The organism is Arthrobacter sp. C9C5 (assembly GCF_013359735.1).
In the GTDB taxonomy this organism is placed as follows: domain Bacteria; phylum Actinomycetota; class Actinomycetes; order Actinomycetales; family Micrococcaceae; genus Arthrobacter.
Map to the genome: position 1 here is coordinate 67,979 of NZ_JABFMX010000008.1, position 21,044 is coordinate 89,022.

General features: G+C 68.3%; 20 protein-coding genes. 14 read left to right on the top strand and 6 right to left on the bottom strand.

Features of this window, described 5'->3' with window-relative positions; all coding sequences use genetic code 11:
• Nucleotides 1-25 precede the first annotated feature (25 nt).
• The 6 genes from HNO80_RS08075 (at nt 26) to HNO80_RS08100 (ending at nt 6,631) form a co-directional block, all read left to right on the top strand.
• The gene (locus HNO80_RS08075; protein WP_175322331.1) at nt 26-961 is read left to right on the top strand and encodes an SDR family NAD(P)-dependent oxidoreductase; all 936 of its coding nucleotides are present in this window, start codon (nt 26-28) and stop codon (nt 959-961) included.
• Nucleotide 962: 1 nt separating this feature from the next.
• Nucleotides 963-1,856 carry an amidohydrolase family protein gene (locus HNO80_RS08080; protein WP_175322332.1) on the top strand — a complete coding sequence of 298 codons (894 nt, stop codon included), beginning with the start codon at nt 963-965 and terminating at the stop codon, nt 1,854-1,856.
• A 1-nt stretch (nt 1,857) separates the two neighbouring features.
• Entirely contained in the window at nt 1,858-3,078 is a 1,221-nt protein-coding gene (locus tag HNO80_RS08085) for an acyl-CoA dehydrogenase family protein (protein WP_175322333.1), read from the top strand.
• A gap of 77 nt (nt 3,079-3,155) precedes the next feature.
• On the top strand, nt 3,156-3,611 hold the full coding sequence (locus HNO80_RS08090; RefSeq protein ID WP_175322334.1) for a MaoC family dehydratase: 456 nt from the start codon (nt 3,156-3,158) through the stop codon (nt 3,609-3,611).
• Between the two features lie 41 nt (nt 3,612-3,652).
• Entirely contained in the window at nt 3,653-4,999 is a 1,347-nt protein-coding gene (locus tag HNO80_RS08095) for an MFS transporter (RefSeq protein WP_175322335.1), read from the top strand.
• Between the two features lie 42 nt (nt 5,000-5,041).
• On the top strand, nt 5,042-6,631 hold the full coding sequence (locus tag HNO80_RS08100; RefSeq protein ID WP_175322336.1) for an acyl-CoA synthetase: 1,590 nt from the start codon (nt 5,042-5,044) through the stop codon (nt 6,629-6,631).
• 19 nt (nt 6,632-6,650) lie between these two features.
• On the opposite strand, the gene HNO80_RS08105 is transcribed toward HNO80_RS08100, so the two are convergent.
• From HNO80_RS08105 to HNO80_RS08120, 4 genes are all read right to left on the bottom strand, one after another.
• Nucleotides 6,651-7,274: a LysE family transporter gene (locus HNO80_RS08105; RefSeq protein WP_175322337.1), complete on the bottom strand. Its 624-nt coding sequence runs from the start codon at nt 7,272-7,274 to the stop codon at nt 6,651-6,653.
• 67 nt (nt 7,275-7,341) lie between these two features.
• Nucleotides 7,342-7,893, bottom strand: coding sequence for a dihydrofolate reductase family protein (locus tag HNO80_RS08110; protein ID WP_175322338.1), 552 nt, complete (start codon nt 7,891-7,893; stop codon nt 7,342-7,344).
• A gap of 86 nt (nt 7,894-7,979) precedes the next feature.
• Nucleotides 7,980-8,795: a methyltransferase domain-containing protein gene (locus HNO80_RS08115; RefSeq protein ID WP_175322339.1), complete on the bottom strand. Its 816-nt coding sequence runs from the start codon at nt 8,793-8,795 to the stop codon at nt 7,980-7,982.
• 81 nt (nt 8,796-8,876) lie between these two features.
• Complete coding sequence (locus HNO80_RS08120; RefSeq protein WP_175322340.1) at nt 8,877-9,380, bottom strand: MarR family winged helix-turn-helix transcriptional regulator; 504 nt, start codon at nt 9,378-9,380, stop codon at nt 8,877-8,879.
• A gap of 176 nt (nt 9,381-9,556) precedes the next feature.
• On the opposite strand from HNO80_RS08120, the gene HNO80_RS08125 reads away from it, so the two are divergent.
• A complete protein-coding gene (locus tag HNO80_RS08125; RefSeq protein ID WP_175322341.1) occupies nt 9,557-11,791 on the top strand; it encodes an MMPL family transporter in 2,235 nt (744 codons plus the stop codon).
• Between the two features lie 56 nt (nt 11,792-11,847).
• Here HNO80_RS08125 and HNO80_RS08130 read toward each other — a convergent pair whose 3' ends face one another.
• Entirely contained in the window at nt 11,848-12,810 is a 963-nt protein-coding gene (locus HNO80_RS08130) for an NAD-dependent epimerase/dehydratase family protein (protein WP_175322342.1), read from the bottom strand.
• 133 nt (nt 12,811-12,943) lie between these two features.
• Here HNO80_RS08130 and HNO80_RS08135 point away from each other — a divergent pair, with 133 nt between their 5' ends.
• The 7 genes from HNO80_RS08135 (at nt 12,944) to HNO80_RS08165 (ending at nt 19,328) form a co-directional block, all read left to right on the top strand.
• Entirely contained in the window at nt 12,944-13,675 is a 732-nt protein-coding gene (locus HNO80_RS08135) for a TetR/AcrR family transcriptional regulator (RefSeq protein ID WP_175322343.1), read from the top strand.
• 114 nt (nt 13,676-13,789) lie between these two features.
• A complete protein-coding gene (locus tag HNO80_RS08140) occupies nt 13,790-14,242 on the top strand; it encodes a hypothetical protein (RefSeq protein WP_175322344.1) in 453 nt (150 codons plus the stop codon).
• Between the two features lie 324 nt (nt 14,243-14,566).
• The gene (gene dnaK, locus HNO80_RS08145) at nt 14,567-16,426 is read left to right on the top strand and encodes a molecular chaperone DnaK (RefSeq protein WP_175322345.1); all 1,860 of its coding nucleotides are present in this window, start codon (nt 14,567-14,569) and stop codon (nt 16,424-16,426) included.
• Nucleotides 16,427-16,428: 2 nt separating this feature from the next.
• Nucleotides 16,429-17,079, top strand: coding sequence for a nucleotide exchange factor GrpE (locus HNO80_RS08150; RefSeq protein WP_175322346.1), 651 nt, complete (start codon nt 16,429-16,431; stop codon nt 17,077-17,079).
• Nucleotides 17,080-17,251: 172 nt separating this feature from the next.
• The gene (locus HNO80_RS08155; RefSeq protein ID WP_175322347.1) at nt 17,252-18,235 is read left to right on the top strand and encodes a DnaJ C-terminal domain-containing protein; all 984 of its coding nucleotides are present in this window, start codon (nt 17,252-17,254) and stop codon (nt 18,233-18,235) included.
• A gap of 10 nt (nt 18,236-18,245) precedes the next feature.
• Nucleotides 18,246-18,668 (top strand): heat shock protein transcriptional repressor HspR, encoded by a 423-nt coding sequence (locus HNO80_RS08160; protein WP_175322348.1) that lies wholly within the window; start codon nt 18,246-18,248, stop codon nt 18,666-18,668.
• Between the two features lie 258 nt (nt 18,669-18,926).
• A complete protein-coding gene (locus HNO80_RS08165; protein WP_175322349.1) occupies nt 18,927-19,328 on the top strand; it encodes a hypothetical protein in 402 nt (133 codons plus the stop codon).
• Between the two features lie 52 nt (nt 19,329-19,380).
• Here HNO80_RS08165 and HNO80_RS08170 read toward each other — a convergent pair whose 3' ends face one another.
• Nucleotides 19,381-21,006, bottom strand: a complete 1,626-nt coding sequence (locus tag HNO80_RS08170) for an FG-GAP-like repeat-containing protein (RefSeq protein ID WP_249777221.1) — start codon at nt 21,004-21,006, stop codon at nt 19,381-19,383.
• Nucleotides 21,007-21,044 lie beyond the last annotated feature (38 nt).

Here is a 21,044-nt window from a genome sequence, read left to right on the forward strand (position 1 = left end):
TACGGCAGCTAGCAAAGGAGCAGCGATGAGCCTGACAGGAAAAGTAGCAATCGTCACGGGAAGCGGTCGCGGCCTGGGCCTGGCCTACGCCCGGGAGCTGGCCCGGCAGGGCGCCGCCGTCGTGATCAACGATGTGGACGAAGGCGTCGCCGCCGATGCCGTCCGGACCATTGAGTCCGACGGCGGACGGGCTGCGGCCGTCGTCGCCCCGGTGGGTAGCTCCGAGGTCGCCAAGCAGCTGGTGCAGGCCGCCGTGGCGGAGTTCGGCCGGCTGGACATCCTGGTTACGAACGCCGGAATCCTGCGGGACAAGTCGCTGCTGAAGATGACCGATGACGATTTCGACGCCGTCATCAACGTCCACCTGCGCGGCACCTTCACCTGTGCCCGGGAGGCGTTCGGCTACTTCAAGGAGAACGGGATCCCCGGCCGGATCATCACCATCGGCTCTCCCACCGGCCAGCGCGGCAACTTCGGCCAGACCAACTATGCCGCCGCCAAGGCCGGAATCGTGGGCATGGTCCGCACCTGGGCGCTGGAGATGAAGAAGGCGGGCGTCACCGCCAACGCCGTCATCCCGGTGGCCGCCACGGCAATGACCAGGACCGTGCCGTACTTCCAGAAGGCCGTCGAGGCGGACGAACGCGGCGAGGCCATGCCGGCCTTCTTCCGCCACGACCTCGGCTTCGGCACCGCCGACGACGTCGCCGGGCTGGTGGCCTTCCTGGCCTCCGACGCTGCCTCCGGAATCACCGGCCAGGCGATCGGCGCCGGCGGCGACCGGCTGCAGCTCTGGACCCATCCCGAAGCGGCGGCCACCGAATACCGCGAGGGCGGCTGGGGCTACCAGGACCTTGTCGAGAACTTCGGCGCGCTCTTCGGGGACAAGCTGCAGGGCGTTGGCGAGGAGTTCCTGCCGCTGCCCGAGGACCTGCAGCCCGAACCGGCCGAGGCCCGCTGAGATGGCCGCCGCACGCTATGAACTCGGCATCGACGCCGCAAAGCTCGCTGCGATCGACATGCACGTCCACCTTGAGGTGGACGGCCACGGCCACGGCTCGCTGCCGGCGGCCCTGACCGAGGCCTCCGCCAAGTACTTCAAGGCCGAGGACCGGAGCCCGTCGCTGGACCGGATCGCGGAGATTTACCGCGAACTGAACATGGCCGCCGTCGTCTTCACCGTCGACGCCCGGACCCAGCTCAAGCACGAGCCCAACAGCATTCCCGAGCTCATCGCCGGGGCGGCACGGAACAACGACGTGCTGATCCCGTTCGGCAGCGTTGACCCGCGCACCGGCGCCGAGGCGATCCAGGGCGCCAAGCATCAGGCCGTGGACCTCGGCGCACGCGGCTTCAAGTTCCACCCGTCCCTGCAGGGCTTCGACCCCTCGAGCGAGCAGTTCTACCCGCTCTGGGAGACCCTGCAGGAACTGGGCCTGCCGGCGATCTTCCACACCGGCCAGAACGGCATGGGGGCGGGTCTGCCCGGCGGGTTCGGCATCAAGCTGGCCTACTCCAACCCGCTCCTGCTCGACGCCGTCGCCGCCGACTTCCCGGAGCTGCAGGTCATCATGGCCCACCCGTCGGTGCCGTGGCAGGACGAGGCCAACTCGATCGCCACCCACAAGTCCAATGTGTTCATCGACCTGTCCGGCTGGTCCCCGAAGTACTTCCCCGAGTCGCTGGTCCGGATGGCCAACTCGGTGCTTCAGGACAAGGTGCTGTTCGGCACGGACTTCCCGCTGATCACCCCGCAGAAATGGCTGGGTGCCTTCGCGGACCTGCCGCTTAAGGACGAGGTCCGGCCCAAGATCCTAAGGGACAACGCCGTCCGCCTGCTCGGTCTGGAGGGCTGAGATGAGCGTGGACACGGACATCCCCGCGCAGGAGCGGCTCTACGGCGTCTGCGATTTCTACGACGCGGAATCCCTGCTCACCCCCGCCGAACGGCGGGTCCTGGGCCGGCTGCGCGCCTTCCTGGACGAAGAGGCCCGACCGCTGCTCGCCGACTACTGGGAGCGTGGCGAGTTCCCGGACCAGCTGGCACGGCCGCTGATCGACCTGAACCTGATGGAGCCGGCAGAACTGACCGGCGCCCCGGGTGCGGGGCAAACACCCGCCCGGGGAATCTACCAGGGCTTCCGGATCTTCGAACTGGCCAGGACCGATGCGTCACTGGCCACCTTCTACACGGCCCAGGCCGGGCTGTTCCGGACCGCCATCCGGGTCGGCGCCTCCGCGGAACAGCAGGCCGAGTGGATGCCCAAGGTCCTCGATTTCTCGCTCAAGGGCGTCTTTTCGCTGACCGAACCGGAGTCCGGCTCGGACATCGCCGGCGGACTCTCCACGAGCGCCCGCCGGGAGGGCGACACCTGGGTCATCAACGGCGCCAAGCGTTGGATCGGGGGTGCTGCCACCGCCGACGTCCTGGCGGTGTTCGCCCGCGACGAGGCCGACGGGCAGGTCAAGGGGTTCCTCGTGGACCGTGAGGCCCCCGGCGTGACCCTGCAGAAAATCCACGGCAAGACAGCCCTGCGGATGATGCAGAATGCGCACATCACGCTCGAGGACGTTCGCGTCCCCGAGTCCATGCGCCTGCACAACGTCAACTCCTTCCGGGACGTGGCCGCCATGCTCCGGGCCATGCGTTCGGACGTCGCCTGGATCGCGACCGGCATGGCCGCCGGCGCGTTCGAGGCAGCCACCCGCTACGTCACGCAGCGGGAGCAGTTCGGCAGGTCCCTGGGGTCCTTCCAGCTCGTCCAGGAGAAGCTCGCCCGGATGCTGGGCAACGTCACCTCGGCCCTCTCCCTCGTGGTCAGGCTGACCGAACAACAAGCCAAAGGCATCTACCGGGACCAGGACTCGGCCCTGGCCAAGATGCAGACCTCGCTGCTGATGCGCGAAACGGTGGCGCTCGCCCGTGAAGTGGTGGGCGGCAACGGCATCACCCTCGAGACCGACGTCGCCCGGTTCCATGCCGACGCCGAGGCCGTCTATTCCTATGAGGGCACCCACGAGATCAACGCCCTGATCATCGGACGCGCCCTCACCGGGCACAGCGCCTTCACCCACTAAGCCTTCACCCTCTTGCCACCAGGCGGGACCGCGCAGCCGGGTCCGCCGTCGTCACCCACCCACACCAGGAGCCAAAGATGCCCAACCTCGTCGTCGACTTCGACAAACTGCTCACCCTCGCCGGCACCGACCTCGGCGTCACCGAATACCGCGAAATCACCCAGGAACAGATCAACAAGTTCGCCGACGCCACCGGCGATGACCAGTGGATCCACGTGGACCCGGAGCGCGCCAAGGACGGCCCCTTCGGCGCCCCGATCGCGCACGGCTTCCTGACGCTCTCGCTCATCATCCCGTTCTGGGGCGAATTGTTCGACGTCGAAGGCGTCACCACCAAGGTGAACTACGGCCTGGACAAGGTCCGCTTCACCTCCCCGGTCAAGGTGGGTTCGCGGATCCGGATGCGCGCCACGATCGCCGAGGTGACCGAGGTCAAGGGCGGCGCCCAGATCAAGGTCTCCAACACCATCGAGATCGAAGGCCAGGAAAGGCCCGCCGTCGTCGCCGAATTCCTCGCCCGCTTCTACAAGTAAACCGTTCACCCCTAGTATCCCCACTGCCCCAAGGAACAACGATGTCCCAGATTTCGCAGTTGCAGTCCATGGAGGCTGGCACGCGTCGCAGGGAGGCGCGGACCGTCATCGCCTCCAGCTACCTCGGCAGCACCATCGAGTATTACGACTTCCTGCTCTATGCCACGGCCGCCGCCGTGGTCTTCCCCAAGGTCTTCTTCTCCGGCATGGACGACTGGGTCGGCGTCGTCGCCGCCTACGGCACCTTCGCCGCGGGCTACGTCGCGCGGCCCCTGGGCGGCATCATCTTCGGTCACTTCGGCGACAAGCTGGGCCGCAAGGGCATGCTGATCGTCTCGATGCTGGTGATGGGCATTGCCTCCACCCTGATCGGGCTCGTGCCTGACGCCTCGGTGGCCGGCCCCTGGGGCGCGGTCCTGCTGGTGATCCTGCGCGTCTTCCAGGGCATCGCCGTCGGCGGCGAATGGGGCGGGGCCGCCCTGATGGCACTGGAACACTCGGAGTCCGGAAAGCGCGGCTTCGCCGCGTCCTTCGTCAACGCCGGCGCCCCCACCGGCGCCGTGCTTGGCACCCTCGTGATGGGCGCCTTCTCCGCCCTGCCGAACGCACAGTTCCTCGCCTGGGGCTGGCGCGTGCCGTTCCTGTTGTCCTTCGTCCTGCTGGGTGTGGGCATGTTTGTCCGGCTGAAGGTCTCCGAAAGCCCGATCTTCAAGGCTGCCCTCGAGCAGGAAAAAGCCGAACAGTCCGAACCGGGCGCCGCGGGACGCCGTGAAATCCCGTTGCTGCAGGTCCTGCGGCGGCCCAAGACCCTCATCTTCACCATGCTGGCCGGTGCGGCCGGATTTGCGCTGCAGGTGGTGCTGGCGACCTTCTCCGTGACCTACGCGGTGTCCAAGGGCGCCGACCGGCAGGGCGTGCTCTACGCCTTCGCAGCGGCGTCGTTCGTCTCCATCATTTTCGTGGTCATGGGCGGCCGGCTCTCCGACAAGCTGGGCCGCCGGCCCGTGATGATCGGCGGCCTGCTCCTCTTCATCGCGTACCTCGTCCCGATGTTCCAGCTGCTGTCCTCAAACAACATCGGCCTGATCTTCGTGGCGTTCGCGGTGGGCCTGATGATCCACTCGACGCTGTTCGGCCCGCTCGCGGCCTTTGTCTCCGAACAGTTCGGCACCACCTTCCGCTACACCGGCGCGTCGCTGGGCTACCAGCTCGCCACCCTCCTGGGTGCCGGGTTCACGCCTGGGATTGTGGCGCAAATCTTCAAGGATTCCGGCCAGAACACCTCGTCCGTCGTCTGGTACCTCGCCATCATGTCTGTCGTATCGATCGTCTTCATCCTGCTGACGCGGGAGCCGAAGAACAACGATCTGGAAGCCGTCCGGTCCTAACCGGCCCCGCAGGCCGTACCGTCTAACTAGAAAGGATTTGCCGTGGAGAATCTTGGCATCGGCTCGTGGCTGCAACGACGCAGACCAAAGTCGGGCACTAAGACTGCCGTCATCGCCGGAACACGGGAGCTCAGCTACGAGGAGCTTGCCCGGCGGGCCGCCCGCCTCGCCAACGCCTTTCGCGACCGCGGGGTGGTCAAAGGCGACAGGGTGGCGTACCTCGGGGAGAACGATCCGTCCTTCCTCGAAACCCTGTTTGCCGCCGGGCTGCTCGGTGCGGTCTTCGTGCCGCTCAACACCCGGCTGGCTCCGCCCGAAATCCAGTTCCAGCTCCGGGACAGCGGCGCCGCGCTGCTGGTCCACGCGGCAGCGCTCGCCGGGCTCGCGGAGCGCGGCTCGGCGGCGACCGAGGTGCGTGCCCGCATCGTCGTCGACTCGCCGGTGCCCGACACGGCCGCGCCCGACGGCGGTGCCGACGGAGCAGGGTCCGATTCCCGCAGCGCCGAGGCCTTTGAAGACGTGGTGGCGTCCGGCTCCGAGCTGGCGCCAGATGAGCCCGTGGGCCTCGACGACGGGGCCATGATTCTCTACACCTCGGGAACCACCGGCAACCCCAAGGGGGCGCTGCTGACGCACGGCAACATCACCTGGAACTGCCTCAACGTGCTGGTGGATTTCGATTTCTCCTCCACCGATGTGGCACTGATGATCTCCCCGATGTTCCACGTGGCCTCACTGGATATGGGCGTGCTGCCCACGCTCCTGAAGGGCGGCACCGTGGTGCTGGAAGCCAAGTTCGATCCGCGCCGGACGCTGGAACTGATCCAGCAGCACCGCGCCACCACCATCAGCGGGGTTCCCACCACTTACCAGATGCTGTGTGAGCACCCGGACTGGGACGCCACGGACCTCAGCTCGCTGAACAAACTGACCTGCGGCGGCTCCGCGGTGCCGATGCGGGTCCTGGAGGCCTACGAGCGGCGTGGCCTGCGGTTCTCCAACGGCTACGGCATGACCGAGACGGCCCCGGGGGCCACCACCCTGCCCGCCGCGCGGTCCCGGGACAAGGCCGGGTCATCCGGGCTGCCGCATTTCTTCACGGATGTCCGGGTGGCCGACCCCATCGACCCGGACGCCGGCCCCGCCGCGCCCGGAACGGTGGGGGAAATCCAGATCAAGGGCCCCAACGTCATCCGGGAGTACTGGAACCGTCCCGAGGCCTCGGCCGATTCCTACACCCCGGATGGCTGGTTCAAGTCCGGTGACATGGGCTACAAGGACCCGGACGGCTTCGTGTTCATCTCCGACCGGCTCAAGGACATGATCATTTCCGGCGGGGAGAACATCTACCCGGCCGAGGTGGAGCAGGCGATCGCCGAGCTCGACGCCGTCGGAAGCGTCGCGGTGATCGGCGTGCCGGACGAGAGGTGGGGCGAGGTGCCGCGGGCCGTGGTGCTGCTGCGCGACGGCGCCCGGCTCACCGAAGAGCAGTTGCGCAGCCACCTGGAAGGCCGACTCGCCCGGTACAAGATCCCCAAGTCCGTGGTTTTCGTGGCCGAAATGCCCCGGACCGCCAGCGGCAAAATCCGGAAGGCCGATCTTCGGAAACTGACGCCCGCGAACGGACAGTAGCGGCCCGGGTCCGCGGCGGCTAGTGGATCAGCGCCAGCAGCACGCCGACGGCCATGAACAGCACGCCGAAGGTGCGGTTCAGGATCCGTTGCCCGCGGGCGTCGTGGGTGAAGCGCTGGAAGCTGGTGGCGGCCGCCGCGAAGAAGAACCACATGACCAGGATGTCGATCACGATCACGGTGGCGGACAGCACTAGGTATTGCGGCAGGAGTGGCTGGTCCGGGCGGATGAACTGCGGCATGAAGGCGAGGAAGAAGACGATCGCCTTGGGGTTGAGCAGGTTGACCCACAGGCCGCGGCGGAACATTGAGAGCGCCGGCTCGTTGCGTAGCGCGTCGGCCTTCTCCTGGTCCAGGTCGGGTTTGTGCCGGAACTGCTGGATGCCCAGGTAGACGAGGTAGGCGGCGCCGGCGTAGCGGATGATGTTGAAGGCCAGCGGCGAGCTTGCCACCAGCACCCCGACGCCGAGGGCAACAATAAGGATGTGCACCACCAAAGCGGCCTGCTGGCCCAGGATGCCCCAGATGGAACGCCGGAAGCCCGAGTTCAGGGAGTTGCTCATGGTGTTGATGGCGCCCGCGCCCGGAGTGAAGCTGATCAGGACGCCGGCGCCGGCCAGGGCCAGCCAAAGGGAAAGTTGCACCTACCAAGTTTACGTTTCCCGACGGGGCCGCGGGGCTTGATGACGCGGCCAGCCCCCGGCGCCCCGGTTAGTCCTGGCGGAGGCCGTAGCTGAGAATCATGTTGCCCTTGCTGGTCTGCTGGGACGACTGCAGTTCAAGCCGCGTCAGGGGATCGCCGTCGTTGAAGAGCCGCCGGCCGCTGCCCGCGATCACCGGATGGACGATCAGCATCAGGCTGTCCAGCAGGCCGGCGAACAGCAACTGGTGGACCAGCGAGATGCTGCTGAAGATTCCGATGTCGCCGCCGTCGCCCTGTTTCAGTTCCGCGACGAAGTCCTCCAGGGGGCCTTCGATCAGCCGGGAGTTCTGCCAGCCGAGATCGCCGGTCAGGGTCCGGGACGCCACAAACTTTGGCAGCGGGTTAATGAACCCTGCGAAATCCGCGTCCGCTTCGGCGTTCGGCCAGTACTCGGCCCATTGCTGGTACCCGACGCGGCCGAGGATCCCGGTGTCGATCCGACCCATCATCTCGCCCATCCCCGCCCCCAGTTCCTCATCGAAGCTGTCGAACTGCCACAGGAACGGGTCTTCAACCACCCCGTCCACGGAACTGAACAGGCCGGCCGTCACTTTGCGCATGGTTTCTCCTCGCTGCTGGGTCTTTGAGTGCACCCTAGCGGGAGTTTGGAAAGCAGGGAATGGCTGGCGGGAACCCGCTTCGTTGCTCAGGCCCGGGCGATCACTTCGCCGTTAGGGATCAGGAACCAGCCGTCGTCGGTGGAGCCCCAGCGGTGCCAGCCCGCGGAAATCCGGGCCAGGTCCGCGGCGGTGGCGAATCCGTATTCGAGCGCCTGGTCTGCGAAGGCCGAGTGCAGCACGCGCTCGCCCCATACCCGGGCCTGCCAGCGCCGCTGCTGACCGGTCGCGTAGAGCCAGTTGCTGCTCGACGGCGCGACGTCGGTGAACCCGGCGGCCTGGGCCCAGGACACGAGCCGCCGTCCGGCGTCCGGCTCGGCGCCGTTCCGGCGGGCGATCCGCTGGTAGAGCTCCATCCACTCGTCCAGCTCCGGTACGGCCGGGTACCAGCTCATGCCGTGGAAGTCGGCGTCGCGGACGGCCACGATCCCGCCGGCCTTGGCCACCCGGCGCATCTCCCGCAGGGCCCCCACCGGATCGGTGAGGTGCTGCAGCACCTGGTGCGCGTGGACGACGTCGAACGTCTCGTTGGGGAAGTCCAGCTCGTAGAGGTTGCCGGTGACGAAGCGGACGTTGGCCACCCCGCGCTCCGCGGCCAGGGCGCCCGCATGGGCGATGACTTCGGGGGAGCGGTCCACCCCGGTGACCTCGCCGGGGGCGACGAGCGCGGCGAAATCGCAGGTGATGCTGCCGGGCCCGCAACCGACGTCGAGCACCGAAACTCCCGGGGTCAAATGCGGGAGGACGAACGCTGCGGAGTTCTCCGCCGTTCGGGAGGCGTGCGCGCGGACCACCGACTCGTGGTGGCCGTGGGTGTAGACATCGTCGGGCTGCTCGGCACTCATAAGGAAACGCTACGCCTCCCGCGGCCGGGACGGGTCCAACTGACCGGCACTAGTTGCCGTTTGGACGCGGCTGAACGGCGACTACTGCGAGTCAGGTGGGGGAGCGGCGGCTTCCTCGCCCGCCCGGACCGTGGCATCGATCATCGCGTGCAGGAACCGGGTGGCGATCTCCAGTTCGGCCGGGGTGAACTCCTCCATGGCGGCCCCCATGTGCCGGGCGAGCGGCAGGAACATGGCGCCGCCGTCGCGGTACGCCTTGGGAGTCATCCGGAGCTGGACCTGCCGGCGGTCCGTGCCCTGCCGTTCCCGGACCACGTGCCCGGACTTGTCCAGCCGGTCGATCAGGGCGGTGGTGGCGGGCGAGCTGAGATGGAGCTCCTTGCGCAGCACGCCCGGCGTGACCACCTGGTTCTTCGCGGTGTGCTGCATGATCACGGACAACGCGTTGAGATCGGTGCGGTGCATGTCGTTGCGGGCTCCCGCCGAGTCCGCGTAGCGATTGGCTTCGAGGCTGAACTCCTGAAGCAGGCTGACCAGCGGCGGGGGTCCGGCCGCGTCGGGGATTGCCGGCATCTCAGTTGACATTGCACCCTTCCTGCTCGGCGCCCCGGGAGGCCTGCGCGGTTAGCGCCTTCCGGAGTTTACTCCAGCCCTTCAGCGTTCTGAGTCAAAATTCTTCTAGACTGTCACTTATATCGATCATGGAGATAATCTATGATTTACTAAAGTCTACTCCGCCCCGCCACCCCGAGAAGGACGCCATGAAACGCAACCGGCAAAACTCCACCCGTGTCCCGTTCTGGCTGCGTTGGCTGGTCCCCGTGGTGCTGGTGGTCGCGTGGCTCGCCATCGCCGGCATCGGCGGCCCCACGTTCGGGCGGCTAAGCGAGGTCTCCTCCAACGACCAGGCGTCGTTCCTTCCCGCGGGCGCCGAAGCCACCGAGGCGCAGGACTGGCAGGCCAAGTTCCGCGATTCCAAGGAGATCCCGGCCGTCATTGTGATCGAAAGCGATACCGCGTTCACCCTGGCCCAGCTCGGCGAGGCCGCTGCGCTGAAGGGCAAACTCGAAGAGCTGCAGGTTGGCAGCACCGTGATCGGACCCATCCCGTCGGAGGACGCGAAGGCGGTGCAGTTCGTGGTGCCCATCGCGTCCTCCGATGAGGTGAAGACCGTCATCAAGGAGCTCCGGGACGAAGTGAAATCCTCCGCTCCGGAGGGCATGCAGACCTTTGTGACCGGCCCGGCCGGGCTGACGGCGGACCTGGTCAGTGCCTTCGCCGGAATCGACGGCATCCTGTTGCTCGTGGCACTGGCGGCGGTCTTCCTGATCCTGCTGGTCGTCTACCGCTCGCTCTTGCTCCCCATCGCCGTGCTGTTCACCTCAGTGTTCGCGCTCTGCGCCGCCATCCTGCTGGTCTTCGGCATGGCGAAGCTGGGCTGGATCCAGCTCAACGGGCAGAGCCAGGGCATCCTGTCCATCCTGGTGATCGGTGCCGCCACAGACTACGCGCTGCTCTACGTGGCACGCTTCCGCGAGGCACTGACGCACACCACCAACCGCACGGCCGCCGCGCTCACGGCGTGGAAGGCCGCCTGGGAGCCGATCCTGGCCTCTGGCGCCACGGTCATCATCGCGCTTCTCTGCCTGCTCTTCTCCGACCTCAACTCGAACAAGGCCCTCGGCCCGGTGGCGGCCGCGGGCATCCTGTGCTCGCTCTTCGCGGCACTGACCCTGCTGCCGGCGATGATGGCGCTCCTGGGCCGGGTCGCCTTCTGGCCGTTCCGCCCCAAGCTGCTCCCGGAGACAGAGCGCGAGCCGGAGCTCGTCACCGGCCTGGAGGGCCAGAAGGGCATCTGGCGCGCCACCGGGTCCCTGGTGTCGCGCCGGCCCCGCACCGTCTGGATCGCCTCCGTACTCCTGCTCCTGGTGGCATCCGCCGGTGTCCTGCAGCTCAAGGCCAACGGCGTACCGCAGACCGACGTCATCCTGGCCGCCTCCAATGCCGTGGACGGCCAGGACGCCCTGGCCCGGCACTTTGACGCCGGCTCCGGGAGCCCCGCCGTGATCGTCGCCGACGAGGCGAAGGCGCAGGAGGTGCTCGACAAGACCAAGACGAGCGGCGGCGTCGGGGATGCCTACCTGCTGGCCGAAGGCAACGTGCCGATCGTCCCCGGAGCCCAGGGCGCCCCCGGCGCCCCCGGTGCCCCGGCTGCGCCCACCGCCCCGGCGGTCAGGGACGGCAAGGTGCTGATCAACGCGACGCTGAACTACGCCGCGGACTCCAATGAGGCCGAAAATGTGGTGGTAAGCCTGCGGCAGGAATTGAAGAAGATCGACGGCGGCGCCCTCGTCGGCGGAGTGACCGCCACGGCCCTGGACACGAACACCACGGCCCAGCGGGACCTCGTCACCATCATCCCGGTGGTCCTCGCGGTGATCCTGGTGATCCTGATGCTGCTGCTGCGTTCCGTGCTGGCGCCGGTCCTGCTGGTAGCCTCGGTGGTGCTCTCCTACGGCGCCGCGATGGGAGTCTCCGCCGTCGTCTTCAACCACATCCTCGGCTTCCCGGGAGCCGATGCCACGGTCCCGCTTTTCGGCTTCGTCTTCCTCGTGGCGCTGGGCGTGGACTACAACATCTTCCTGATGAGCCGGGTCCGCGAGGAGTCCCTCAAACACGGCACCCGGCCCGGTATCCTGCGCGGCCTCGGCGTCACCGGCGGCGTGATCACCTCGGCCGGCGTCGTCCTGGCGGCCACTTTCGCGGCGCTGAGTGTCATTCCGATCATGTTCCTGGTGCAGCTGGCGTTCATCGTCGCGTTCGGTGTGCTGCTGGACACCGTCCTGGTCCGGTCCCTGCTGGTCCCCGCCCTGGCCTACGACATTGGCCCGCGGATCTGGTGGCCAAGCAAGCTGGGCCGGCCCTCGTCCGATGCCGCGGCACGCGAGCTGCCGGCCGCCCCCGAGCCGGAGTCCGCCGAGGCGGGAATCCGCTAGCCGGAACCCGGCCTACCCGGAACCCGGCCTCGCCGGACCCCCTGCCGCAGCCGCCGTCACCGTCCCTGGTCCCCCCACCAGGCGACCGTGGCGGCGGCTGCTTCGTTGAGCGATGTCGGTTGCAGGCCCAGGGCCGCCTCGCTGGCGCGGGAATCCATCACAAAGGGGTGCTCGAACTGGTAGAGCGTTTCGGCCAGTTCCCGCGTCCCGGGGGAGAGCATTCCCATGGCCCGCAGCGCCCACCCCGGGACGGCGGCCACCCGCGGCGTCCGGACACCTGCAGCGGCGGCGAACGCTGCAGCCAGCGCGCGCTGGCTCAGGGCCGGCCCGGTCGGCGCGTGCCACACCCGGTTCCACAGCGCAGGATCCTGGGCTGCCCTGATCATGGCGGCTGCCAGGTCCGGTACATAGGTGAACGAATGCGGCTGGTCCGCGCTGCCGACTACCAGCAGGGACTTGCCCGCCAGCACCGGCTTCAGCATGCGCTCGCCGGCCTGCGCCCCGAGCACCCTGGGGCCGAAGAAGTCGCTGGCCGCGACGCTCACCGTGTCCGTGGCGGATGCGGCCCGTGACTTGAGCAGGGCGGTGCGGATGCCGCGCTTGCCGCCCCGGGCTTCCCGCGGGCCGTCTTCGAGCATCGGCCGGTCCGGTTCGCTGTAGGAGTACAGGCTTTCCGGGAAAACGACGACGGCGCCGGCGTCGCCCGCCGCTGCCAGCACAGATTGCTCGGCGCCGGGGAGTTCTGCAGCCCAGGCCTTGGCGCTGTACTGGGAGCCGTGGATGCAATGGAAGACGGCTGCGGCGCCCCGGAAATGGCCCTCGAGTCCGGCCGGGCTGGAGACGTCCACGCGGAGCCTCTCGACGAGGGGATGGGAGGGCCCGCTACCGGACCGGGTCAGTACGCGCACCCGGTGGCCTGCCGCGGCGAGTTGTTCGGCAACGGTCCAGCCGACCGGCCCGGCGCCGGTGACGACATACCGGGCGTGGGCCGGGGCCTCGGGGGATTCGGAGTGGGACATGGTGTACTCGCTTTCGCTCCTAAAGAATTGAGAGCAGTGCTCTCTGTATTCAGAATGCGCCGGGTTGTGGCGTGAGTCAAGAGCACTGCTCACATTTGTTGACACTGCTCCGCTTTGTGGAAAGCATGGAGCCATGCCGCAGCCCGCCCCCGCCCTGTCCCTGAAGCCGCCTACCCCCCGCGAGCGTGCCCGGGCGCGGACCATCCGGGACATTGTGCGGATCGGCCGGGAGCACCTTGCGCTGCACGGGGCCGCCGCGTTGTCCCTGCGCGCGGTAGCCCGGGACCTCGGCGTCGTCTCCTCGGCGGTCTACCGGTACGTGGAAAACCGCGAAGAGCTGCTGACCCTGCTGCTGGTTGATGCCTACAACGAGTTGGGGGACGCGGTGGACGCCGCCGTCGAGGCCCTCCCGCAGGGTGATTTCAGCGGGAGGTTCGCGGCGCTCGGGGTGGCGGTGCGGAACTGGGCGCTGCGGGAGCCGGCCAGCTATGCGCTGCTCTTCGGCAGTCCGGTGCCCGGATACCAGGCGCCCGCGGAGCGGACCAGCGGCCCCGGGACGCGGGTGATCGTCGCGTTGATGTCGGTGCTGGACGGCGCTTGGCGGGCCGGCAGCCTCTCCGGGGCAGGCCCGCACCCCGCCCTGGCTGTACCGCTGGCGGCGGATCTGGCAAAAATCCGCGCGGAGATGGGGCTTGCGGTGCCGGAGGCGGTACTGGCGCGCGGTGCGCTGGTCTGGACATCGCTGTTCGGCGCCGTCAGTTTCGAGGTCTTCGGCCAGTACGGTGCAGACACTTTTGCCGCGCGGGACGAGCTCTTCGCCCACCATCTGGCGGTCCTCGCCGGGGTGGCCGGGCTGCCGACGTAGCTGTCGCGAACCGGGTGCCGCGTGCTCGGGCGGACCCCTGTTGCCTCCCCGCGGCGCTCGATAGACTGCGACTGCGCCCGCGCGGGCGCCCACGCTTGCAGGAGGGATCTAAACATGTCTGAAAACAGTGAGTTTGATCGAACGGCAGCAGAGAAGCAGCACGGCGCCGCGCCGGTTCCGGCTGCCGCCGACGAAGCGGCAACCGAGGGCGACGCCGGCCAGTACGTCGAGGGTGACTACGGCCGGGCGGGCGTTGCGGGGGAGAATCCGGCAGCGGCCCCCGAGGGTGAATATGCAGAAGGGGATTACGGCCGGGCGGGAGTAGCCAGCGGCTCCACCGTCGGCTCCGAAGAGGGGGACTACCCCGAAGGCAACTACGGGGGGGCGGGCGCAACCGGTCCGGCCGCCGCCGTCGTCGAGGAGGGCGAGTATCCGGAGGGCGACTATGGCGCTGCTGGGTCCGCGGGCGCGCAGCGCACAGGCCGCCGCGCCGAGGGCGTCGCCGACGACGAGCCGGCAGGGCGGGACGGTACCGTCCGGGACGATGCGGGCCGCGAGGAGCTCTAGTCCTGCTGCCGAACCCGGCCCGGGCCCGTTCTCGCACAGCGGAATCAGGGCTGCGGAGCCTTCGCGCTGCCCTGCATCCGCTCAATTCCGCGGCTTTGCGGCGCGTTCCGGCCTGGATGCGTCGCCTGTAATCCGAAGTTGAGTCGGGTCGACTCAACTTCGGATTGACATCCATCCCGGGCTGGGTAAAGTTGAGTGCAGAGCGCTCAATAAGTGGGCGCGCCTCGTTTTCGACGGGCTCGATCGCCGGGTATGGCCCGGTCGCCGGGCACCCGCCCGATTGCCGGGGGCCAGCAAGTTTCCAAGGAAAGAAGGAAGCAACACATGTCACGTGCAGTAGGTATTGACCTCGGAACCACCAACTCCGTCGTCTCCGTTCTCGAAGGTGGCGAGCCCACCGTCATTGCCAACGCCGAGGGTGGCCGCACCACGCCGTCGGTTGTTGCATTCTCCAAGTCCGGCGAGGTCCTGGTCGGCGAAATCGCCAAGCGCCAGGCCGTCAACAACATCGACCGCACCATCGCCTCGGTCAAGCGCCACATGGGCACCGACTGGAACGTCGCGATCGATGACAAGAAGTACACCGCCCAGGAAATTTCCGCGCGCATCCTGATGAAGCTCAAGAACGACGCCGAGTCCTACCTCGGTGAAAAGGTCACGGACGCCGTGATCACCGTTCCTGCATACTTCAACGACGCCGAGCGCCAGGCCACCAAGGAAGCCGGCGAGATTGCGGGCCTCAAGGTCCTGCGCATCGTCAACGAGCCCACCGCGGCTGCCTTGGCCTACGGCCTGGACAAGGGCAAGGAAGACGAACTCATCCTCGTCTTCGACCTCGGCGGCGGAACCTTCGACGTTTCCCTCCTCGAAGTCGGCAAGGACGAAGACGACTTCTCCACCATCCAAGTGCGCGCCACCGCCGGTGACAACCGCCTCGGCGGCGACGACTGGGACCAGCGCGTCGTGGATTACCTGCTGAACCAGCTCAAGGTCAAGGGCATCGACCTCTCCAAGGACAAGATCGCCCTGCAGCGCCTGCGTGAAGCCGCCGAGCAGGCCAAGAAGGAACTCTCCTCCTCCTCGAGCACCAACGTCTCCCTCCAGTACCTCTCCGTCACCCCCGACGGCCCGGTCCACCTGGACGAGCAGCTGACCCGCGCGAAGTTCCAGGACCTCACCAAGGACCTGCTGGAGCGCACCAAGAAGCCGTTCCACGACGTCATCAAGGAAGCCGGCATCAAGCTCTCCGACATCGACCACATCGTGCTGGTGGGCGGTTCCACCCGTATGCCCGCCGTCTCCGAGCTGGTCAAGGAACTCGCCGGCGGCAAGGAGCCGAACAAGGGCGTCAACCCGGACGAGGTCGTCGCCGTCGGCGCCGCGCTGCAGGCCGGTGTGCTGAAGGGTGAGCGCAAGGACGTGCTGCTGATCGACGTCACTCCGCTGTCCCTGGGCATCGAGACCAAGGGCGGTGTCATGACGCACCTGATCGAGCGCAACACGGCCATCCCCACCAAGCGCAGCGAGACCTTCACCACGGCGGATGACAACCAGCCGTCCGTGGCGATCCAGGTCTTCCAGGGCGAGCGTGAGTTCACCCGCGACAACAAGCCGCTGGGCACCTTCGAACTGACCGGCATCGCACCCGCCCCGCGCGGCGTGCCGCAGGTCGAGGTCACCTTCGACATCGATGCGAACGGCATTGTGCACGTCTCCGCGAAGGACAAGGGCACCGGCAAGGAACAGTCGATGACCATCACGGGCGGCTCCAGCCTCTCCAAGGAAGACATCGACCGCATGGTCCGCGACGCCGAGGAGCACGCAGCAGAGGACAAGGCCCGCCGCGAGGCGACCGACACCCGCAACACGGCCGAGCAGCTCGCGTACTCCGTGGACAAGCTGATCGCCGACAACGCCGACAAGCTGCCGGAAGAGGTCAAGACCGAGGTCCAGGCCGACGTCGACGCCCTCAAGGCAGCGCTCGAAGGCACCGACGACGCCGCCGTCAAGACCGCGTTTGAGAAGCTGCAGGCTTCCCAGACCAAGCTCGGCGAGGCCATCTACGCCCAGCCCGGATCCCCCGATGGTGCCGCTGGCGCCCAGGGTGCCCCGGCCGGCGAGCAGGCGGCTTCCGACGAGGACATCGTTGACGCCGAGATCGTTGACGAAGACGAGAAGAAGTAATCATGCCGCACCACGGTAACGAATCAGAGCACGGCGACGAGAGCCGCGATGACAGCCAGAAGCCGGTGATCCACGACAACCGCAAGGTTGATCCGAAGACCGGCCAGGCACGCCATCCCGACCAGGAGCGCGCCGCCGCAGGGGAGCCCGATTCCGGGGACGCACTGTCCCAGGCCGAGGACATCCTCAACAGCGTCGACGTTCCGGCAGCGGAGTCCGTGGCACAGGGCGCAGGTGCCGGGGAGGCGGAGGAGCTGAAGAACGACCTCCGCCGCCTGCAGGCCGAGTACGTCAACTACCGCAAGCGCGTCGAGCGTGACCGCGCCGTAGCAGGGGAGATGGCCGTCATTGGCGTCCTGAACGCCCTGCTTCCGGTGCTGGACGACGTCGACGCCGCCCGGCAGCACGGCGACCTGGCGGACGGACCGTTCGCCGCGATCGCCGCGAAGCTGGAGAACGCGCTGAAGACGTACGGCCTGGTGCGCATCGATGAGACCGGCGTGGAGTTTGATCCCACGATCCACGAGGCCCTCATCCAGCAGCCCGGCCCGGATGTTGAAACCGACACCGTCAGCCAGGTCCTGCGCTCGGGCTACAAGTCCGGCGACCGGGTCCTGCGGGCGGCCCAGGTCATCGTGTCCGTCCCGGCGTAGGTTGCTTTCGCGAAGCGAGACAAGGGGCCCCGCCCCTGCGCCGGGTGGCCAAGGATCTGCGATCCTCGGCCACCCGGCTCCGGCAGGCCCGATGCCACTCCCGGGCCGCTTGTCTCGCTCCGCTCCTGCGGTTGTCTCGCCTTAACGCTTTGTACTTTGAAAGGAAACGCCATTGGCTAGCCAGGACTGGGTGGACAAGGACTTCTACAAGATCCTTGGTGTCGCCAAGGACGCTTCCGACGCCGACATCAAGAAGGCCTACCGGAAGCTCGCGCGGCAGCACCACCCGGACACCAACGCCGGGGACACTGCGTCGGAGAAGAAGTTCAAGGACATCTCCGAGGCCTACTCGGTGCTTTCCGACGCCGACGAGCGCCAGCAGTACGACGCCATCCGGGCCATGGGCGGCGGCGCCCGCTTCGCCCCCGGCGGCGCCGGCGGGGCTGCCGGCGGTGCCGGCTTCGAGGACCTTTTCGGCGGGTTGTTCACCGGCGGCGGCGGACGCCACTCCGGCGGCTACAGCACTGCCGGCGGCATCCCGCCCGAGTTCGCCGACCTGTTTGGCGGCGGCGGCTTCGGCGGCGGTGGCCAGTCCTTCCAGCGCGCACCCCAGAAGGGTGCCGACCGGACCGCGTCCACCAGCATCTCCTTCGCCGGGTCCATCCGCGGCACCACCATCGGGCTGCGCGAACCGGACGGCGAAGTCATCGACGTCCGCATCCCGGCCGGCATCAAGGACGGCCAGAAGGTCCGCGTCCGCGGCAAGGGCCAGTATGGTCCGGCCGGCAACGGCGACCTCATGGTCACCGTCACGGTGAAACCGCACGACTTCTACACCCGCGACGGCGACAACCTGCGCATCCACGTCCCGGTCACCTTCGCCGAGGCCACCCTGGGCGCCGACATCGAGGTTCCGACCATCGACGGCGACAAGGTCAGGGTCCGCGTCCCCGCCGGCACCCCGTCCGGGCGCACGCTGCGCGTCAAGGGACGCGGCGTCAAGCACACCAAGGCCACCGGTGACCTGCTGGTGACCATCGACGTCGCCGTGCCGAAGAAGCTGAGCAAGGACGCCGAAGAAGCCGTGAAGGCTTTCGCCGCGGCCACCTCCGGCGAGGACGTCCGCGCCGGCCTGGCAGCCAAGGCCCGGCTGTAGGAGTCCTGCCTTGGACATCGAGTTCGACCAGCCGATCTTCGTCATCTCCGTCGCCGCGGAGCTGGCGGACATGCACCCGCAGACGCTGCGCCAGTACGACCGGCTCGGCATCGTCTCGCCCAGCCGCGCCCCCGGCAAGTCCCGGCGGTACTCGCAACGCGACGTGAACATGCTCCGCGAGGTGCAGCGGCTCTCCCAGGAGGGCGTCTCACTCGAGGGCATCAAGCGGATCCTGCAGTTGGAGAACCAGGTTGCCGCGCTGCAGCGGCGGGTCACCGAGCTGACCGAGGAACTCGGCCGGCGCCGGCAGCCGCTGGACTCCCGCATTTTCGCCGCGGGGGCAGCCGGCGACGTCGTCACGCTGGCCCGGGGCCAGCGGCCCCGCGCCCGTTCGCAGGCCCTGGTGGTGTGGCGGCCGCGCGAGACCCCTTAACTGTCTCCAAGTAGTCGGCCCGGGCGGACTGAGTACTCCGGCGCAAATTCGGGTGGTCAAATCCGCATAGTCGGGTACCGCCAGTCAGTGACTTCCCTCCTGCGCGGCCTGTTGAATGGTCTTGGCAGCCGGGTGGCCGCCGAGTGGACAGCCGATATGACACGGCTCCAGTGCAAAATGTCGGGGGGCACAGCACATGCTTCAGTCAACCATTCCGGACGCAGCAGCGCCGGCGTCCGCAACGATCGCGGGCCGGCCATGAACAGCGGGTTGTACGCCGTCGCACTCTTCGGACATTCCCTGCCGGGCCTTCTGCTTCTCACCCTTGGCCAATCCATCGTGGTGGTCTGCGTCTGCTTCGATATGGTCCGGGCAGTCTCGGTGCCGCGCTCCAGGCGACGCTACGTGGCCAACACCGTGTTCCGGACGCTGGCGCTCCCGTCCATCGTCTGCATGTCCCTCGTCGTGCTGGTCCATGCCGCGTCCGGCGCCTGGGAACAGGTGGCCGCCGGGGTCTTCGTCCTGGTGGCGGTGATCTTCCGCTGGCACCACGACACGGACGAGGACAGCTGGTGGACGGGCAAGGGCAAGGCGCTCCGGCGCTGGGCGCGGCGCAAACTGGCCGCGGCGGGGCCGTTCGTCGCTCCGGCGGCCGCCTGAGCCACTCCCGAGATCACGGGCTCCGGACTGCACCCGCTCCTGGTGTCGCCGGCTAAAATATGGCGTTCATGATGTTCCAGCCGATCCCCGCGCGAACCCGCGGCAACCACTTGCCCGCTCCGTTTCCCGGATACAGCCACAGCAGCCCGGCGCTGTCGCGGGCCAGGACATCCGGAGCCCGGTCGCCGTTCAGGTCGCCGGGGCTCATCACCGCGGTCATGGCATTCCATCCGGAGCCGAGCAACACGCGCGGCAGCCAGCCGCCGGAGCCGGTTCCGCGGTACAGCCACAGCCGGCCGCTGGCCGTTTCCCGGGCGAGCACGTCGGGCGCGCCGTCGCCGTCGAAATCCCCCGGCGCAACCAGGGCGTTGAAGGCGTTCCAGCCGCTGCCCACCCGCACGCGGGGGAGCCAGCCGCCGCTGCCGTTGCCCGGGTAGAGCCACAGATAACCGGTCGCAGATTCGCGGGCGAGCACGTCAACGCGCTGGTCGCCGTTGAAGTCGCCCGGTCCGACGATGGCGCTCATGGCCTGCCAGCCGGTGCCGATCAGGACGCGGGGCAGCCAGCCGCCGTTGCCGGTACCCCGGTACAGCCACAACCGGCCGGTGGCGCTCTCCCGGGCAAGCACGTCCAGTGCCCCGTCGCCGCTGAAATCCCCGGGGGTTTCGAGGGCGTTAAAGACGGCCCAGCCGGTGCCGATCTTGAGCCCGGTGAACAGCCCGCCCCGCCCGTTTCCGGCGTACAGCCGCATCTCCCCAGTCGCCGCGACCCGCGCCAGGACATCGTTGTTCCAGTTGCCGTTGAAGTCCGCTGTCGCGCCCGAGAGCGCGGAGGCCGGCACTGGCAGCGCAGTAAACGCGTAGGGGTCGCAGGTGAGGTCATAGTCGCGGACGTCGTCGTACCACTGTGACAGGAAGACCCGGCCGCCGGAGAAGCTGGCCTGCCGGCACCGGTCCAGGGCTTCGGACGGATAGTCGAGACGCCCGGCGGTGGCCCAGACCGGAACCCCCGGCAACCTCCACGAGCCGGTGATGTCCTGCCAGCCGGAGGCATAGGAGTAGAGGCCGTAGGAGTATCCCGCGTCCCGGAGGCCCCGCATCAGGCCTTCCACCACGTACCGGTTCTCGCGCCGCTGCACCGCGGTGGCGGCGGGCCAGGGCTGGGCCGGCCGCGGCTCCACATCGATCCAGACGACGGGTGGCCGGAAGCCGGCCCGCTGGAGGCTGGCGAGAGCGTAGCGGGCTTCGGCGTAACCGACGTTGGAGAGCTGTCCGGCCCGGGTAGTGGCGGACCACGGCCCCTGCGCGCGGTAGGTGGCCAGCTGGGCGGCGGTGGGGAAAGCCGCCATGGTGTAGGCGTGGGCTCGCTTGTTATTGGTGCTGACCCAGCCCACCTGGCTGGCCAGGCACGGGTTCTCGGTGAAGGGCAGTCCCCGGGTCAGGCCCAGCACGACGAACTGTGAAGTCGCCGGAGGCAACGGCAGGCCCAGGCCGCCGACCGCCGTCGGGCATTGCGGCCAGGAGATGTCGTGTCCGTACAGGGTGGCCGCCTCGGCCGGCGGAGCGGTGACCGGCAGCAGGCCCAGCACCAGCGCCAGCGATGCCAACAGCGACGCCAGCACCGATGCGAGCCGCCGCGGGTGCGCCGCGGTGCCAATGAACCTCATACGCGCGGCCATGGCCACCCGCTCCTTCGCCCAGGCTCTTCCCGATACGC

What these genes read in the sequence shown, in the direction of transcription:
- HNO80_RS08095 (WP_175322335.1), top strand. Translation starts at nt 3,653, where the DNA reads ATGTCCCAGATTTCGCAGTTGCAGTCCATGGAGGCTGGCACGCGTCGC.
- HNO80_RS08115 (WP_175322339.1), bottom strand. Translation starts at nt 8,795, where the DNA reads ATGAGTGCCGAGCAGCCCGACGATGTCTACACCCACGGCCACCACGAG.
- HNO80_RS08170 (WP_249777221.1), bottom strand. Translation starts at nt 21,006, where the DNA reads ATGGCCGCGCGTATGAGGTTCATTGGCACCGCGGCGCACCCGCGGCGG.
- HNO80_RS08120 (WP_175322340.1), bottom strand. Translation starts at nt 9,380, where the DNA reads ATGTCAACTGAGATGCCGGCAATCCCCGACGCGGCCGGACCCCCGCCG.
- HNO80_RS08150 (WP_175322346.1), top strand. Translation starts at nt 16,429, where the DNA reads ATGCCGCACCACGGTAACGAATCAGAGCACGGCGACGAGAGCCGCGAT.
- HNO80_RS08075 (WP_175322331.1), top strand. Translation starts at nt 26, where the DNA reads ATGAGCCTGACAGGAAAAGTAGCAATCGTCACGGGAAGCGGTCGCGGC.
- HNO80_RS08080 (WP_175322332.1), top strand. Translation starts at nt 963, where the DNA reads ATGGCCGCCGCACGCTATGAACTCGGCATCGACGCCGCAAAGCTCGCT.
- dnaK (WP_175322345.1), top strand. Translation starts at nt 14,567, where the DNA reads ATGTCACGTGCAGTAGGTATTGACCTCGGAACCACCAACTCCGTCGTC.
- HNO80_RS08090 (WP_175322334.1), top strand. Translation starts at nt 3,156, where the DNA reads ATGCCCAACCTCGTCGTCGACTTCGACAAACTGCTCACCCTCGCCGGC.
- HNO80_RS08110 (WP_175322338.1), bottom strand. Translation starts at nt 7,893, where the DNA reads ATGCGCAAAGTGACGGCCGGCCTGTTCAGTTCCGTGGACGGGGTGGTT.
- HNO80_RS08165 (WP_175322349.1), top strand. Translation starts at nt 18,927, where the DNA reads ATGAACAGCGGGTTGTACGCCGTCGCACTCTTCGGACATTCCCTGCCG.
- HNO80_RS08135 (WP_175322343.1), top strand. Translation starts at nt 12,944, where the DNA reads ATGCCGCAGCCCGCCCCCGCCCTGTCCCTGAAGCCGCCTACCCCCCGC.
- HNO80_RS08085 (WP_175322333.1), top strand. Translation starts at nt 1,858, where the DNA reads ATGAGCGTGGACACGGACATCCCCGCGCAGGAGCGGCTCTACGGCGTC.
- HNO80_RS08140 (WP_175322344.1), top strand. Translation starts at nt 13,790, where the DNA reads ATGTCTGAAAACAGTGAGTTTGATCGAACGGCAGCAGAGAAGCAGCAC.
- HNO80_RS08125 (WP_175322341.1), top strand. Translation starts at nt 9,557, where the DNA reads ATGAAACGCAACCGGCAAAACTCCACCCGTGTCCCGTTCTGGCTGCGT.
- HNO80_RS08130 (WP_175322342.1), bottom strand. Translation starts at nt 12,810, where the DNA reads ATGTCCCACTCCGAATCCCCCGAGGCCCCGGCCCACGCCCGGTATGTC.